Below are 14,608 nucleotides of genomic sequence, written 5' to 3' on the forward strand. Positions count from 1 at the left end.
GTCAAAGAGCTTTTTTCTGTCATCCCTTTTGCTGTATTACGAATACAGACCGCCGAAACCTGCAACACAGGTGGCGTCTTCCAAGACCCACCTTGAGCGACATTTCTGCCCTGCCTGAAGGGGAGAATCCGGCGGCCTTTTCGTGGCGCAGTACTGTCGTGGTTCTGCGTCGCCCGGCTTCTACAAAGGTGAGCGAGTATGGATGACCACGGACGCACCCCTTCCACCAACCAGCCAATCCTTTACGTGCTCGATACCAACGTATTGATTCATGATCCAAACGCACTGCTGAACTTCGAAGAGCACCACGTCGCCATACCCATGACGGTTCTGGAGGAACTGGACAAACTCAAGGCCGGTAAACATTCGGTTGCTGCCGAATGCCGTCAGGCCATCCGTCTGATCGACAAGACCCTGGGCGAAGCTTCGCCTGAGGAAGTCGAGAAGGGCGTGCCCATCGATCGTGGTACAGGCGTGCTCAAGGGCTACCTGTCGATTTTGATGAGCAAACGCGAGGAACCCAACAGCCTGCTGCCCGAGCACCTGAACGACAACATCATTATCAACCAATTGATTGACCTGCATGCGCGCAACAAGGACTTGAGCGTCGTGCTGGTGACCAAAGACATCAACATGCGCCTCAAGGCGCGCGCCTGTGGCATTGCTGCCGAGGATTACAGTACAGACCAACTGGTCGACGACGTTTCACTGTTGTCGCGTGGCTACCATGACATGACCGGTTCGTTCTGGGACCGCGTCAGCAAGGTCGATACGCGTCAGGAGCGTGGTCGTACCTGGCACCGCGTGCAGCTCACTGAAATGCTGCCGGCGGTTCATATCAACGAGTTCATTGTCGATGAGCAGGGTTTTGTCGGCTGGATCAAAGGCGTCAAGAACGACGAACTGCTGATTCTCGACATGCACCAGGAGCCTTTGCTGCATCAGGAGGCCTGGGGGCTGAAGCCGCGCGATATCTATCAGGGGCTGGCGCTGTTTGCGTTGCTCGACCCGGATATTCATCTGGTCAACCTGTCAGGCGCTGCGGGCTCGGGTAAAACCATTCTGGCCCTGGCCGCTGCCATCGAGCAGACCATGGTCACCAAGCGCTATCGGCGCATCATCGCCACCCGCAGCGTTCAGGGGCTGGATCAGGAAATCGGTTTCCTGCCCGGCACCGAGGCGGAGAAGATGGAGCCGTGGCTCGGCGCTATCACCGATAACCTCGAAGCGCTGCACATGGATGACGAAAACACCCATGGCAGTGTCGATTACATCCTCAGCAAGGTGCCGTTGCAGTTCAAATCCCTCAACTACATTCGAGGTCGCAGCTTCCAGCAAAGTCTGATTCTGATCGATGAATGCCAGAACCTGACCCCGCACCAGATGAAAACCATCATCACCCGTGCCGGTGCCGGTTCCAAAGTGGTCTGCCTGGGCAACCTGGCGCAGATCGACACCCCTTACCTGTCGGCCACCAGTTCCGGGCTGACCTACCTGACGGAGCGCTTCAAGGACTTCCCGAACGGCGTGCACATCACCCTGCAGGGCGTGCCACGCTCGATACTGGCCGAATACGCGGAGAGTCATTTGTAAATCAGATGCATGCGGGGAGCCCATGTGTGAATGGGTTCCTTGCTTGCAGCTCACGGCTTGTAGCGTGTAACTGCCACTCCCTCTACACTTCTTGCTTCTGCCAAGGAGTAACGTTGTGCTCACTCATCTCGATTCCCAGGGTCGCGCCAATATGGTTGATGTCACGGATAAAGCCGTGACGTCCCGTGAGGCGGTGGCCGAAGCCTTTGTGCGCATGCTGCCGACGACGCTGCAAATGATCGTCAGCGGTGGTCATCCCAAGGGTGACGTGTTTGCCGTCGCACGTATCGCCGGTATTCAGGCGGCGAAGAAAACCAGCGATCTGATCCCGCTTTGCCATCCATTGATGCTCACCAGCATCAAGGTCCACCTCGCCGCGGAGGGTGATGATGCCGTGCGCATCACCGTGAGCTGCAAGCTGGCCGGGCAGACCGGTGTGGAAATGGAAGCCCTGACGGCCGCCAGCGTTGCCGCGCTGACCATTTACGACATGTGCAAGGCCGTAGACCGGGGCATGGTCATCGAGTCGGTCCGGCTGCTGGAGAAGCTGGGCGGCAAGAGCGGTCACTTCATTGCCGATCAGGCACAGGTATCGTCATGAAGGTTCAGGTCCAGTATTTTGCCCGTTACCGTGAAGTCCTGGGCGTGGACAACGAGTCCGTCGAAGGCGAGTTCGCTACGCTGGATGCGTTGCGCCAGACGCTGCTGCAGCGTGGCGAGGCCTGGCAGGTGCTTGCCGAACAGAACCTGATGTGTGCTCGCAACCAGGAACTGTGCAAGCCGACCGAGCCGTTGGCCGATGGCGATGAAGTCGCGTTCTTTCCGCCCGTGACAGGAGGTTGATGATGAGCGTTCGCGTCCAGGCGGCAGCCTTCGACCCAGGCACTGAAGTCAACGCGCTGCATGCTGCCAACCTCGGCATCGGCGCAGTGGTCAGTTTTGTCGGCTATGTTCGGGATTTCAATGAAGGGCGCGAAGTGTCCGGCATGTTTCTGGAGCACTATCCGGGGATGACCGAAAAGGCACTGGCAAAAATCGTTACCGAGGCCGAACAGCGCTGGCCGTTGCTGCGCGTCGATGTGTTGCACAGGGTAGGGGCGCTGGAGCCTGGCGAGCCGATCGTGTTCGTCGGCGTTGCCAGCGCGCACCGTCAGGCGGCGTTCGAAGCCTGTGATTTCGTCATGGACTACCTCAAGACCCGCGCGCCGTTCTGGAAGCGTGAAAACACGTCAGAAGGCACGCGCTGGGTGGAAGGTCGTCACAGCGATCACCAAGCGGCTGATCGCTGGAAGTAAGCATCAGGCGTTGCTGCGTACCACGGCCCTGAGCAAATGAGTCGGCGGTGTCTCGCAACTGATCTTGCGGCCCAGTTTTTCCTCGATGGCGGGCAACTGGTAAGAGTCATCCTCACCGGCAAAACTGATCGACACGCCATCGGCGCCGGCGCGACCGGTACGGCCGATGCGGTGCACATAATCGTCCGGCACTTCGGGCAGGGTGAAGTTGATCACGTGGCTGATGCCGTCGATGTGAATGCCGCGACCGGCCACATCGGTGGCGACCAGCACGCGGATCTTGCCTTCGCGGAAGCCTTCAAGGGTCTTGATGCGCTTGTGCTGAGGCACATCGCCTGACAGCTGCGCCGCGTTCACGCCATCGCGCACCAGACGCTCTTCAATGCGCCGGACTTCGTCCTTGCGGTTGGCAAAGACCATCACCCGTTCCCAACCATTGTCGGTTACCAGGTTGTAGAGCAGCTTGTACTTGTCGGCGCCGGCGACGGCATAGATATGCTGTTCGACGTTGTCACTGGCAACGTTCAGCGATTCGATCTCGACGATCGAAGGGTCCGTCGTCCACTGCTTGGCGAGGTTCATCACGTCCTCGGTGAAGGTCGCGGAGAACAGCAGGGTCTGGCGCTCACCCTTGTGCGGCGTCTGACGAATGATCTGACGTACCTGCGGGATGAAGCCCATGTCCAGCATGCGGTCGGCTTCGTCGAGGACCATCACTTCGACCATGTCCAGATGCACTTCGCCGCGCTGGTTGAAGTCCAGCAGGCGGCCAGGCGTGGCGACCAGGATGTCGCAGTGCCGTGCTTCGAGTTGTTTGAGCTGCTTGTCGAAGTCCATGCCACCGACGAACGTCATGACGTTCAGGTTGGTGTACTTGGTCAGGTCGGCGGCGTCCTTGGCGATCTGCACCACCAGCTCGCGGGTCGGTGCGATGATCAGCGCGCGCGGCTCACCCATGTAGCGTTCTGCAGGCGGCGGCGTCTGGGTCAGCTGTTCGATGATCGAGATCAGAAACGCAGCGGTCTTGCCGGTGCCGGTCTGGGCGCGTCCGATCGCATCCTTGCCCTTGAGGGTGAAGCCCAGTACGCCCGCCTGGATCGGTGTGCAGTACGGGAAACCCAGGTCCTGAATCGCATGCATCAGTTCAGGCGCGAGGTTGAAGTCGTGGAAGCGGGTCTTGCCTTCCTGGGGTTCGACGACGAAATCTTCGAGTTTCCAGGCCGGCGCGGGCGGTTTTGTCACGCGCTCGCGACGCGGGCGCTCGGCCCTCGGCTTGTCGGTGCGCGGCGCTCTGGCTTTGGAGGGCTCGCTGGTTGTGTCCAGAGCCTGAGTCTGGACAGCATGATCCGGTGTGTCGCCTGTGGCAGCGGGAGAGGTGGGAATAGAGGTTATCGGAGTAGGCGCAGGCTGCTCAGCCTCGCTCTTACCGAACATCTTTTTAAGTGCTTTGAGCACGGTCATCTCATCAATTGGTTAAGGAATGTACGCCGAGCAGTGTAAAGCAAGAACCGTGCTCGGCGTAGTGCCATCCATGGCGAGCTACAAAAGCGGTCCGTCGCAAGGGGCTCAGAGCGCTTCAGCGAAGCCGTTCAGCCAGCCAGACGCCGATGTCGCGAATTTCCTCCGGTAACACTTGATGCTCCATTGGGTATTCCTGCCATTGAACGGTTACACCCTGGGCGGTGAGGTGGTCGTAGACGGCGCGGCCCATTGGGTAATGCACAACCGCGTCGTGCTTGCCGTGCAGGCAGTAGGCCGGGATGCGTTGCTGACTCGCCGACAGGGTCATCTCGTTGCTGAATGTAGGGGCATAAGTGGACAGCGCGAGTACGCCGCCCAATGGGCCCTGCCAGCGACGGTAGCCAGCGTGCAAGACCACCGCGCCCCCCTGGGAAAAACCGGCCAGGAAGATTCGCGCCGGGTCGATGCCGCTGTCGCGCTGCTGCTCGATCAGGTCCAGCACCTTCTGCGCCGAGGCTTCCATCTGATCATGATCAATGGCCCGGGCCTCTGAACTCATGGACTTGATGTCATACCAGCTGGGCATTTCATAACCGCCATTGACGGTCACGGCGCGCGTCGGTGCCTGAGGCAGTACGAAGCGGGTGGTGCGCAACGACTCCTGCAGCGCCTCGGCGACCGGCAGAAAATCATAGCGGTCGGCACCCAATCCATGCAGCCAGATAACGCAGGCGTCGGCGGGGCTGGAAGGTTCAATGATCAAAGAATCGCTCATGACTGCTCCATTTGTGTGCGCGGGCTCTTTTTGAGCGCATTAATAAGGTGCGCGGGTAGATTAAAAATGAAAGAAGATGTCGCAAGGTTACAAGTTTTTGTCTTGACCTGTCGCTAATTCGACTTAGCCAGCATGCTGGTACGGGCTTTGCTACAGCAGGACTGGAGTCGAGTCGCTCACATCGTTCGGTAACACTATAAGGCTATTACTTATAGCGATCGAAAAGCAGCTCGGGAGTCCATGCGTCAGGATTCGCGGCACGATTCAACCTGTACCGCTCCGGTCCGGGAAAATCATGGGGTTTCAGTCCACGGGGCCGATTCTGAATGATGAAGACGAATGACGGGATGATCCTGCAGGCAATTCATGATTCAGGCCCAGCGTTGCATGACCCAAAAATAAGCCAGCACGGGTCATTAGCGCCTCACAAAGGTGCGACGCGACTGAGACACCTACACAACAAAGAGCAAACTGGAGGTTTTTGAATGAAGATGTTGAAATCTACCCTGGCTGTCGTCACCGCCTTGGCCGCATTCGGTGTGACCGGGGCTGCCAACGCCGGTGCCACGCTTGACGCTATTCAGAAGAAGGGTTTCATCCAGTGCGGCGTCAGCGATGGCCTGCCAGGGTTTTCCGTTCCGGACTCCACCGGCAAGATCACCGGTATCGACGCTGACGTCTGCCGCGCCGTTGCAGCCGCTGTGTTCGGCGACGCCACCAAGGTCAAGTTCAGCCAGTTGAACGCCAAGGAGCGCTTCACCGCGTTGCAATCCGGCGAGATCGATATCCTTTCGCGTAACACCACCTGGACCAGTTCCCGTGATGCGGGCATGGGCCTGGTGTTCACCGGCGTTACCTACTACGACGGTATCGGCTTCCTGGTAAACAACAAGCTGGGCGTGAAAAGCGCCAAGGAACTGGACGGTGCAACCATCTGCATCCAGGCCGGTACCACCACCGAGCTGAACGTCTCCGACTACTTCCGTTCGAACGGCCTGAAATACACCCCGATCACCTTCGACACCTCTGACGAAAGCGCCAAGTCGCTGGAAGGCGGCCGTTGCGACGTGTTGACTTCCGACCAGTCGCAGCTCTACGCACAGCGCAGCAAGCTGGCCAAGCCGGACGATTACATTGTTCTGCCTGAAGTGATCTCCAAGGAGCCTCTGGGCCCTGTCGTACGTAAAGGCGACGAAGACTGGTTCTCGATCGTTCGCTGGACCCTGTTCGCCATGCTCAACGCCGAGGAAGCCAAAATCACTTCCAAGAACGTTGAAGCTGAAGCCAAGTCGACCAAGAACCCCGACGTAGCCCGTATGCTGGGCGCCGACGGTACTTACGGCAAGGACCTCAAGCTGCCGAAAGACTGGGTCGTGCAGATCGTCAAGCAGGTCGGTAACTACGGCGAAGTGTTTGAACGCAACCTGGGCGAAGGCACCCCGCTGAAAATCAAGCGTGGTCAGAATGCCCTGTGGAATGCCGGTGGCATCCAGTACGCTCCACCTATTCGTTGATTGACCCGGCGCCCGACAGGCTTCCCAGCCTGTCGGGCGTTGTTCTGTTGGATTTTTCCTGGGGCATTTCATGGAAAAGCAAATCGTCGCACCCAAGCAAAAGCTCTCTCTGAGCGATCCGAAAGTGCGCGCGTGGTTATTTCAGATCATCACTGTCGTGGCGGTGATCGCGTTGGGCTGGTTCATCTTCGACAACACCCAGACCAACCTGCAACACCGTGGTATTACCTCGGGCTTCGGTTTTCTTGAGAACAGTGCCGGTTTCGGTATTGCTCAGCACCTGATCGACTACAGCGAAGCGGACAGTTATGCCCGTGTGTTCGTCATCGGTTTGCTGAATACCTTGCTGGTGTCGGTTATCGGTATTGTCCTGGCGACCTTGCTGGGCTTTGTCATTGGTGTCGCTCGCCTGTCTCCGAACTGGATGATCAGCAAGCTGGCCACCGTGTATGTCGAAGTCTTCCGCAACATTCCGCCACTGCTGCAAATCCTGTTCTGGTACACCGCCGTATTCCTCACGCTGCCCGGTCCGCGTCAGGCGCATGGTTATCTGGACATGTTCTTCGTCAGCAGCCGCGGGCTTAACATGCCCAGAGCGTTGCCTGCCGAAGGCGCCTGGGCTTTCCTGGTCAGTCTGGTTGTTGCCGTGATCGCCATCGTCATGATGGTGCGCTGGGCCAACAAACGCTTCGAAGCCACTGGTCAGCCGTTTCACAAGTTCTGGGTCGGCCTGGCATTGTTGCTGGTCATCCCCGGTCTGAGCATGCTGATCTTCGGCAGCCCGGTGCATTGGGAACTGCCACAATTGAAGGGCTTCAATTTCACGGGCGGCTGGGTGCTGATCCCTGAACTGATCTCCCTGACCCTGGCACTGACCATCTACACCGCGGCGTTCATCGCTGAAATCGTGCGTTCCGGCATCAAGTCGGTCAGCCACGGCCAGACCGAAGCTGCCCGCTCACTGGGCCTGCGTCCTGGGCCGACGCTGCGCAAGGTGATCATTCCGCAGGCGCTGCGCGTGATCATTCCGCCGCTGACCAGTCAGTTCCTGAACCTGGCGAAAAACTCTTCTTTGGCAGCAGCCATCGGGTATCCGGAAATGGTTTCCCTGTTTGCCGGTACGGTGCTCAACCAGACCGGGCAGGCGATTGAAGTCATTGCCATCACCATGAGTGTGTACCTGGCGATCAGTATCAGCATTTCCCTGCTGATGAACTGGTACAACAAGCGCATTGCGCTGATCGAGCGGTGAGGAAAAGCGCATGACAACTCATACTTTCAAACCTGATATGCCACCACCGGGCAAAGTGTTCGGCCCGATGGCGTGGATGCGGCAGAACCTGTTCTCCAGCTGGATCAACACCCTGCTGACCCTGTTCTCCCTGTATCTGATCTATCTGGTCGTGCCGCCTATCATCAGTTGGGCCCTGCTGGACGCCAACTGGGTCGGCACGACCAAGGCAGACTGCACCAAGGCGGGCGCCTGCTGGGTGTTCATCGAGCAGCGCTTCGGTCAGTTCATGTACGGCTACTTTCCCAATGAGCTGCGCTGGAGGGTCGACCTGACCGCTATCCTGGCGATCGTCGGCGCTGCGCCGCTGTTCATTTCGAAGTTTCCGCGCAAGGCTGTCTACGGTATCGCCTTCCTGGTGATCTATCCGGTTGTTGCGTTCTACCTGCTGCATGGCGGCGCGTTCGGTCTGACCAACGTACCGACCAGCCAGTGGGGCGGTCTGATGCTGACCCTGGTGATCGCTACCGTGGGTATCGTCGGTGCCTTGCCGCTGGGTATAGTTCTGGCGCTCGGTCGTCGGTCAAACATGCCCGCTGTGCGCGTGGTGTGCGTGACGTTCATCGAGTTCTGGCGCGGCGTGCCGCTGATCACCGTGCTGTTCATGTCGTCGGTCATGCTGCCGCTGTTCATGCCAGAGGGCATGAACTTCGACAAGCTGCTGCGTGCGCTGATCGGCGTCATCCTGTTCCAGTCCGCGTACATTGCCGAAGTGGTGCGTGGCGGCATGCAGGCCATTCCCAAGGGCCAGTACGAAGCAGCCTCGGCGATGGGCCTGGGTTACTGGCGCAGCATGGGGCTGGTGATCCTGCCGCAGGCGCTGAAGATGGTTATTCCCGGCATCGTCAACACCTTCATTGCCTTGTTCAAAGACACCAGTCTGGTGATCATTATCGGTCTGTTCGACCTGCTCAACAGCGTCAAGCAGGCTACCGCCGACCCGGCATGGCTGGGTATGGCCACTGAAGGCTACGTCTTCGCGGCCCTGGTGTTCTGGATCTTCTGTTTCGGTATGTCCCGCTATTCCATGCATTTGGAACGTAAGCTGGACACAGGCCACAAGCGTTAGGAGTTTTGTGATGAGTGAAGTTATCAATAAGCCTCTGGGCGCTGAAGGCATGATCCGCATGGAGGGCGTACACAAATGGTACGGCCAGTTCCATGTACTCAAGGACATCAACCTGAATGTGCGTCAGGGTGAACGTATCGTGCTGTGCGGCCCGTCGGGTTCGGGCAAGTCGACCACCATTCGCTGCCTCAACCGTCTGGAAGAGCATCAGCAGGGCCGTATCATTGTCGACGGCACCGAGCTGACCTCGGACCTGAAGCAGATCGAAACCATTCGCCGTGAAGTGGGCATGGTGTTTCAGCACTTCAACCTGTTTCCGCACCTGACCATCCTGCAGAACTGCACGCTGGCGCCAATGTGGGTGCGTAACATGCCGAAAAAGAAGGCTGAAGAAATCGCCATGCACTATCTGGAGCGTGTGCGTATTCCGGAGCAGGCTCACAAGTTTCCGGGTCAGCTTTCCGGTGGTCAGCAGCAGCGTGTGGCGATTGCCCGTGCCTTGTGCATGAAGCCGAAAATCATGCTGTTCGATGAGCCAACTTCGGCGCTTGACCCGGAAATGGTCAAGGAAGTGCTCGACACCATGGTCGGTCTGGCTGAAGAAGGCATGACCATGTTGTGCGTAACCCACGAGATGGGCTTTGCCCGTACCGTGGCAAACCGGGTGATCTTCATGGACAAGGGCGAAATCGTCGAACAGGCTGCGCCGAACGACTTCTTCGATAACCCGCAGAGCGACCGTACCAAGCTGTTCCTCAGCCAGATCATTCACTGAGTGGACATCTGCTGAACAAGGAAACCGGGCCATGTGCCCGGTTTTTTTATGCCTGTCGGTGCTGTTCGGGTTGTATGCAATTACGCTGAACCTTGTATTCGCGATGATTCTCCAACAGGATACCGACCCCCTGAAAAGGGTCGACATACCTGATGACCGAGAAACTGATGACTGCCAAGGCTCAACCCAGCCCCCAACCGACTACCGATCAACCCCATTCTGCTTTGAAGCGCCCCTGGCTGCTGTTGCTGGGCCTGGTGCTGGTTGCCCTCAACCTGCGCCCAGCGTTGTCCAGCATTGCGCCACTGCTCAATACAGTTTCAGACAGCCTCGGCATGTCCGCCGCCGAAGCCGGACTGCTGACCACCTTGCCGGTCCTGTGTCTGGGCTTGTTCGCGCCGCTGGCACCGATTCTTGCCCGCCGGTTTGGCAGTGAGCGCGTGGTTCTGGTGGTGCTTCTGACGCTGGCAGCAGGTCTGGCAGTGCGCAGTCTGTTTGGCCAGATCGGGCTGTTTTCCGGCAGTCTGCTGGCGGGCGCGAGCATCGGAATCATCGGCGTGCTGCTGCCGGGTATCGTCAAACGTGATTTCCCGCGCAAGGCCGGAGCCATGACCGGTGTCTACACCATGGCCTTGTGCCTGGGCGCAGCAATTGCAGCGGGTTCGACGGTGCCGCTGAGTCAGTACGTTGGTGGCAGTTGGCAGATTGGCCTGGGTTTCTGGCTGGTTCCTGCGCTGATTGCCGCAGCGCTGTGGCTTCCGCAGGCGCGTGAGGTGCATGGCACGCATCGCGATGTCTACCGGGTCCGCGGTTTGTTGCGTGATCCACTGGCCTGGCAGGTCACGCTGTACATGGGCCTGCAATCGTCGCTGTCGTACATCGTTTTCGGCTGGTTGCCGTCGATCCTCATCGGTCGCGGCCTGACGCCGACCCAGGCCGGTCTGCTGCTGTCCGGCTCGATCATCGCGCAAGTCATCAGCGCGCTGGCGGTGCCCTATCTGGCCACACGCGGCAAGGATCAGCGTCTGGCGATTATGCTGGTCATGTCGCTGACCCTGATCGGCCTGTTCGGCTGCCTGTACGCGCCACTCGGCGGTCTGTGGGGCTGGGCGATTCTGCTGGGGATCGGGCAGGGCGGCACGTTCAGTCTGGCGCTGGCCTTGATCGTCCTGCGCTCGCGTGACTCACATGTCGCTGCCAATCTGTCGAGCATGGCGCAAGGCTTCGGCTACACCATCGCCTCGACCGGCCCGTTTGCCGTGGGCGTGGTGCATGACATGACCGGCAGCTGGAGCGCGATTGGCTGGATCTTCGCGGTACTCGGGCTGGGCGCCATCATCGCGGGCATGGGTGCCGGTCGGGCGCTGCAGGTGCAGGTCAGTAGCGAGAAGGTTTGATTTTCGATGATTGTTGATCGTTAGGACCGGGCTTGAGCTGCTTCAGGTCTGAGCCAGATTGGCCAGGGCCCATTGTTCGGCACTGGTGACGCTCAGCCCTGATTTCGCGTTGTAGGTACGGGCGACGTCCCATGCCACGCCTCGGCCCATGGCAAAGACTGCCCGGTATTTGCGCAGATTGTCATCCGGCATTTCCGTCAGATCGGCCTGCAACTGCGCAACACTCCATACGTGCCGCTCGATGTCGCGCCCCGTGACACGCTCCACAAGATCGGCCAGCCCGGCGTACGTCAATGTGTCGCCAGCGGTGTACACCACCTGATTCACTATGCGCGGCTCGTGCATCACGATGGCAGCAGTCAGCCTGCCAATGTCCTCTGCGGTGGTGACTGTCACGGCCGTATCGAGGCTGCCCAGCGCATTGATCCGACCGCCTTGCAGATCGACGACACCGAACGCGGGTTCGAACAGGAAGCTTGTAAACATACCGGTCGAAACGATTACCCACTCGGTTTGCTGCTGGGCGCGCAGCTTTTCTCGTACATCGAGTTGCTCATCGAACAGATCCTGAGGGCTGCCCCGGCCGATAAGGTCGTAGTCAACGCCGAATTGCCAGGGCAGGTAGCGTTTTATGCCGGCCTTGAGCGCCGCATCGGTCAGTTTGCGTTGAGTGCCCCGGCCAGCGGCAAAACCCGCACAACTGATTACCGTGTCATAGCGCTTCATGACAGTGGCTAGTTCGTCCACGGTGGCATCGGCCAGATCGGCGGTTTCGATGGCAATGTTCAGCGCGCGGATTTCTTCGATTTCCACACGCTTGGCGGGCGCTTGAGTGCTCAAGCTGCTCTGGCGTAGCAGCACGGCAATGCTCAAGTCATATGCTCCGGCTTTCTCGACCAGCCCTCGCAGCACGGCGAGCCCAAGCTCTCCTGCGCCTATTACCAGAATGCGTTGTTTGACGTTTGCGTTATCGGCTTGCATGGTGACCCCTTTGGACAGTCTTTCAATTCAGGCGGGAGAGATGCTGGCATGCCTGTCGACATACAAAAAGTAGGCACATCGGTGATACCGGGCGGGCTGGACGCGCAGGAAGTGGTCAGACGCTCCGAAGCGGCCTGTGCTGCGCTCAGCGATGATGAGGATGGTCTCAAGCGCGATATTCTCGGCCACGCCGGAAACCGGTGGTCATTGGGCGTGGTACATGCCCTCGGCGTCAGCAGCCCTTTGCGCCATGCCGAATTGCGCCGAAAGCTGCACGGTGTCACTCAGCGCATGCTCACTCATACCTTGCGCCAGCTTGAACAGGACGGGTTGATCACCCGTCATGACTACTGCGAGAAGCCGCTCAGGGTGGAATATTCGTTGACCGACCTGGGCATGGGGCTGCTGGTACAAATGATTCCGCTGTGGACTTGGGTGATTGAAAATTCAGAGGCGTTCAGTGCAGCGCGAAATCGTTATCCGGACAGGTAAAAGTGATGGCTGATGCGCCATCAACCCTCGCCATTTTCAGCGGCGCCGCTTATCGTGCACGGATAATTCGCCAAGGGATGTGCACGCATGAACTACGAGGAACAAAGTCAGGCCAACAGCGCACTGATCACCCGCTTTTATGAGGCGTTTGCGCAGCTGGATGCCGAGGCGATGAGTGCCTGTTATACCGATGACGTGCTGTTCAGCGACCCGGCCTTTGGTGAATTGCGTGGCGCTCAGGTCGGCGACATGTGGCGCATGCTGACTTCCCGGGCGAAGAATTTCTCGGTGGTCTTCGATCAGGTGCGAGCCGATGACCAGACTGGCAGTGCGCACTGGGTGGCGACGTACCTGTTCAGCCAGACCGGGCGCACGGTGGTGAACGATATTCAGGCCCGGTTCGTGTTCCGCGATGGCAAGATCTGCGAGCATCACGATCATTTCGACATATGGCGCTGGTCGCGTCAGGCACTGGGTTTGAAGGGCCTGTTGCTTGGCTGGACGCCTTTGGTACGCAATGCCGTGAGGGCTCAGGCGCTCAAGGGTCTGAAGACCTTTTCAGAGAATCGCCGTGCCTGAGGTTGCCAGCACCGCGAGTGCGCCGACTGCCGAACAGGCGGTCGGCAAACCCTGGTTTGTCTATCTGGTGCGCGCTGCCAACGGCTCGCTGTACTGTGGCATCAGTGATGATCCGCAGCGCCGATTCGCTATGCACCAGAGCGGCAAGGGCGCGCGCTTTTTCTCTTCGAGTCCGGCGATGGCACTGGTCTACGTTGAACAATGGCCCAGCAAGGGCGAGGCGTTGCGCCATGAGCGGCTGATCAAGAAGCTCAAAAAAAGCGCCAAAGAGGCGTTGGCTGCCAGCTACGCAACGTCATCGATCCATGAGCGTGATGCCGTCCCATCAGTTTGAAGCTGTGTGCGGGCAGGGTGCTGCGGGTTAAGCTGTGTTTTTCCCATGTGCACAGAGGCTGAACATGTCCGAGTTGATCCTTCACCACTACCCCACGTCGCTGTTCGCCGAAAAAGCCCGCCTGATGCTGGGCTTCAAAGGCCTCACATGGCGTTCGGTGACTATCCCTTCGATCATGCCCAAGCCTGACCTGACTGCATTGACGGGCGGTTATCGCAGAACCCCGGTGTTGCAGGCGGGTGCGGACATCTACTGTGACACTGCGCTGATGGCGCGGCGTCTGGAGCAGGAAAAAGCGTCGCCGGCGTTTTATCCGAAGGGGCAGGAGTTCACGGTTGCCGGCCTGGCCGCCTGGGCCGATTCGGTGTTGTTCATGCATGCCGTGAGCCTGGTGTTTCAGCCTGAATCAATGGCTGTGCGCTTTGCCAAGGTGCCGCCAGACGCCGCCAAGGCGTTCGTCGCCGACCGTTCGACGCTGTTCAACGGCGGCACTGCGTCGCGCCCGCCTGTGGAGCAGGTCAAACACCAATGGCCTACGCTGATGTCGCGTCTGGAACTGCAACTCTCGCACGGCGGTGACTTCCTGTTCGGCGTACCGTCGATTGCCGATTTCTCGGTCGCCCATACATTGTGGTTTCTCAAGCAGACGCCGGTCACTGCACCCTTTGTCGATGATTATCCGAGTGTCAGGGCCTGGCTCGATCGTGTGCTGGGTTTTGGCCATGGCACGTTCAGCGACCTGAGCTCGGCAGATGCCATCGACATCGCCAGAAACGCCACGCCTGCGTCGTTGCCGGATGAAACCTTCGTCGATCCAAATGGCTTCAAGGCAGGCGACAAGGTCGCGGTTTCTGCAGTCGACTATGGCGTCGAAGCGGTTGAGGGCGAGCTGGTATTTACCGGCCGCGAAGAACTGATCCTGCGCCGCGAGGACGAACGTGCAGGTGTCGTGCACGTACACTTCCCGAGAATGGGCTATCGGATCGAGAAGCGCTGAGGTTCTACGATGCTCTGCGTCGCAAGGAGGACGCAGAGCATTGGCACAATAGTCA

At 59.0% G+C, this 14,608-nt stretch carries 16 protein-coding genes; 13 read left to right on the forward strand and 3 right to left on the reverse strand.

Annotated elements, in window-relative coordinates; translation table 11 throughout:
- The first annotated feature begins 198 nt into the window (after positions 1 to 198).
- From ACW55A_RS01125 to moaE, 4 genes are all read left to right on the forward strand, one after another.
- Positions 199 to 1,593 carry a PhoH family protein gene (locus ACW55A_RS01125; protein WP_003365383.1) on the forward strand — a complete coding sequence of 465 codons (1,395 nt, stop codon included), beginning with the start codon at positions 199 to 201 and terminating at the stop codon, positions 1,591 to 1,593.
- A gap of 115 nt (positions 1,594 to 1,708) precedes the next feature.
- Positions 1,709 to 2,194 carry a cyclic pyranopterin monophosphate synthase MoaC gene (gene moaC, locus ACW55A_RS01130; protein WP_455807876.1) on the forward strand — a complete coding sequence of 162 codons (486 nt, stop codon included), beginning with the start codon at positions 1,709 to 1,711 and terminating at the stop codon, positions 2,192 to 2,194.
- Positions 2,191 to 2,436 (forward strand): molybdopterin converting factor subunit 1, encoded by a 246-nt coding sequence (gene moaD, locus ACW55A_RS01135; RefSeq protein WP_003365381.1) that lies wholly within the window; start codon positions 2,191 to 2,193, stop codon positions 2,434 to 2,436. The genes moaC and moaD overlap by 4 nt, the downstream gene beginning before the upstream one ends.
- Positions 2,437 to 2,438: 2 nt before the next feature.
- Positions 2,439 to 2,888, forward strand: a complete 450-nt coding sequence (gene moaE, locus ACW55A_RS01140) for a molybdopterin synthase catalytic subunit MoaE (RefSeq protein ID WP_003365379.1) — start codon at positions 2,439 to 2,441, stop codon at positions 2,886 to 2,888.
- A gap of 3 nt (positions 2,889 to 2,891) precedes the next feature.
- Here the strand turns inward: moaE and rhlB are convergent, their stop codons facing one another.
- Both rhlB and ACW55A_RS01150 read right to left on the reverse strand, forming a co-directional pair.
- Positions 2,892 to 4,343 (reverse strand): ATP-dependent RNA helicase RhlB, encoded by a 1,452-nt coding sequence (gene rhlB / locus ACW55A_RS01145; protein WP_003433621.1) that lies wholly within the window; start codon positions 4,341 to 4,343, stop codon positions 2,892 to 2,894.
- Positions 4,344 to 4,464: 121 nt separating this feature from the next.
- Complete coding sequence (locus ACW55A_RS01150; protein ID WP_003365375.1) at positions 4,465 to 5,124, reverse strand: alpha/beta hydrolase; 660 nt, start codon at positions 5,122 to 5,124, stop codon at positions 4,465 to 4,467.
- Between the two features lie 485 nt (positions 5,125 to 5,609).
- Between ACW55A_RS01150 and ACW55A_RS01155 the strand changes: the two genes are divergently transcribed.
- The 5 genes from ACW55A_RS01155 to ACW55A_RS01175 all read left to right on the forward strand — a co-directional run bounded on the left by ACW55A_RS01155 (position 5,610) and on the right by ACW55A_RS01175 (position 11,170).
- The gene (locus ACW55A_RS01155) at positions 5,610 to 6,638 is read left to right on the forward strand and encodes an amino acid ABC transporter substrate-binding protein (RefSeq protein WP_003365373.1); all 1,029 of its coding nucleotides are present in this window, start codon (positions 5,610 to 5,612) and stop codon (positions 6,636 to 6,638) included.
- A 70-nt stretch (positions 6,639 to 6,708) separates the two neighbouring features.
- Positions 6,709 to 7,890, forward strand: coding sequence for an amino acid ABC transporter permease (locus tag ACW55A_RS01160; protein WP_003365371.1), 1,182 nt, complete (start codon positions 6,709 to 6,711; stop codon positions 7,888 to 7,890).
- Positions 7,891 to 7,900: 10 nt separating this feature from the next.
- Positions 7,901 to 8,998 (forward strand): amino acid ABC transporter permease, encoded by a 1,098-nt coding sequence (locus tag ACW55A_RS01165; RefSeq protein WP_003433619.1) that lies wholly within the window; start codon positions 7,901 to 7,903, stop codon positions 8,996 to 8,998.
- A gap of 10 nt (positions 8,999 to 9,008) precedes the next feature.
- On the forward strand, positions 9,009 to 9,773 hold the full coding sequence (locus ACW55A_RS01170; protein ID WP_003365366.1) for an amino acid ABC transporter ATP-binding protein: 765 nt from the start codon (positions 9,009 to 9,011) through the stop codon (positions 9,771 to 9,773).
- A 152-nt stretch (positions 9,774 to 9,925) separates the two neighbouring features.
- Positions 9,926 to 11,170 carry a CynX/NimT family MFS transporter gene (locus ACW55A_RS01175; RefSeq protein ID WP_003365364.1) on the forward strand — a complete coding sequence of 415 codons (1,245 nt, stop codon included), beginning with the start codon at positions 9,926 to 9,928 and terminating at the stop codon, positions 11,168 to 11,170.
- Between the two features lie 42 nt (positions 11,171 to 11,212).
- Here ACW55A_RS01175 and ACW55A_RS01180 read toward each other — a convergent pair whose 3' ends face one another.
- On the reverse strand, positions 11,213 to 12,151 hold the full coding sequence (locus ACW55A_RS01180) for an aromatic alcohol reductase (RefSeq protein WP_003433615.1): 939 nt from the start codon (positions 12,149 to 12,151) through the stop codon (positions 11,213 to 11,215).
- Positions 12,152 to 12,199: 48 nt separating this feature from the next.
- Here ACW55A_RS01180 and ACW55A_RS01185 point away from each other — a divergent pair, with 48 nt between their 5' ends.
- The 4 genes from ACW55A_RS01185 (at position 12,200) to ACW55A_RS01200 (ending at position 14,553) form a co-directional block, all read left to right on the forward strand.
- Positions 12,200 to 12,643, forward strand: coding sequence for a winged helix-turn-helix transcriptional regulator (locus tag ACW55A_RS01185; RefSeq protein WP_003365360.1), 444 nt, complete (start codon positions 12,200 to 12,202; stop codon positions 12,641 to 12,643).
- 87 nt (positions 12,644 to 12,730) lie between these two features.
- Entirely contained in the window at positions 12,731 to 13,222 is a 492-nt protein-coding gene (locus ACW55A_RS01190) for a nuclear transport factor 2 family protein (protein WP_003365358.1), read from the forward strand.
- On the forward strand, positions 13,215 to 13,556 hold the full coding sequence (locus ACW55A_RS01195) for a GIY-YIG nuclease family protein (protein ID WP_003365356.1): 342 nt from the start codon (positions 13,215 to 13,217) through the stop codon (positions 13,554 to 13,556). The genes ACW55A_RS01190 and ACW55A_RS01195 overlap by 8 nt, the downstream gene beginning before the upstream one ends.
- A gap of 64 nt (positions 13,557 to 13,620) precedes the next feature.
- Positions 13,621 to 14,553 carry a glutathione S-transferase family protein gene (locus tag ACW55A_RS01200; protein WP_122241542.1) on the forward strand — a complete coding sequence of 311 codons (933 nt, stop codon included), beginning with the start codon at positions 13,621 to 13,623 and terminating at the stop codon, positions 14,551 to 14,553.
- Positions 14,554 to 14,608: the final 55 nt, after the last annotated feature.

The sequence above is a fragment of the Plantibacter cousiniae (nom. nud.) genome, from assembly GCF_977070315.1.

Bases quoted from the DNA above. Each gene is read 5' to 3' on its own strand.
- ACW55A_RS01125 (WP_003365383.1), top strand. From the start codon at position 199: ATGGATGACCACGGACGCACCCCTTCCACCAACCAGCCAATCCTTTAC.
- moaD (WP_003365381.1), top strand. From the start codon at position 2,191: ATGAAGGTTCAGGTCCAGTATTTTGCCCGTTACCGTGAAGTCCTGGGC.
- moaE (WP_003365379.1), top strand. From the start codon at position 2,439: ATGAGCGTTCGCGTCCAGGCGGCAGCCTTCGACCCAGGCACTGAAGTC.
- ACW55A_RS01150 (WP_003365375.1), bottom strand. From the start codon at position 5,124: ATGAGCGATTCTTTGATCATTGAACCTTCCAGCCCCGCCGACGCCTGC.
- ACW55A_RS01155 (WP_003365373.1), top strand. From the start codon at position 5,610: ATGAAGATGTTGAAATCTACCCTGGCTGTCGTCACCGCCTTGGCCGCA.
- ACW55A_RS01160 (WP_003365371.1), top strand. From the start codon at position 6,709: ATGGAAAAGCAAATCGTCGCACCCAAGCAAAAGCTCTCTCTGAGCGAT.
- ACW55A_RS01165 (WP_003433619.1), top strand. From the start codon at position 7,901: ATGACAACTCATACTTTCAAACCTGATATGCCACCACCGGGCAAAGTG.
- ACW55A_RS01170 (WP_003365366.1), top strand. From the start codon at position 9,009: ATGAGTGAAGTTATCAATAAGCCTCTGGGCGCTGAAGGCATGATCCGC.
- ACW55A_RS01175 (WP_003365364.1), top strand. From the start codon at position 9,926: ATGACCGAGAAACTGATGACTGCCAAGGCTCAACCCAGCCCCCAACCG.
- ACW55A_RS01180 (WP_003433615.1), bottom strand. From the start codon at position 12,151: ATGCAAGCCGATAACGCAAACGTCAAACAACGCATTCTGGTAATAGGC.
- ACW55A_RS01185 (WP_003365360.1), top strand. From the start codon at position 12,200: ATGCCTGTCGACATACAAAAAGTAGGCACATCGGTGATACCGGGCGGG.
- ACW55A_RS01190 (WP_003365358.1), top strand. From the start codon at position 12,731: ATGAACTACGAGGAACAAAGTCAGGCCAACAGCGCACTGATCACCCGC.
- ACW55A_RS01200 (WP_122241542.1), top strand. From the start codon at position 13,621: ATGTCCGAGTTGATCCTTCACCACTACCCCACGTCGCTGTTCGCCGAA.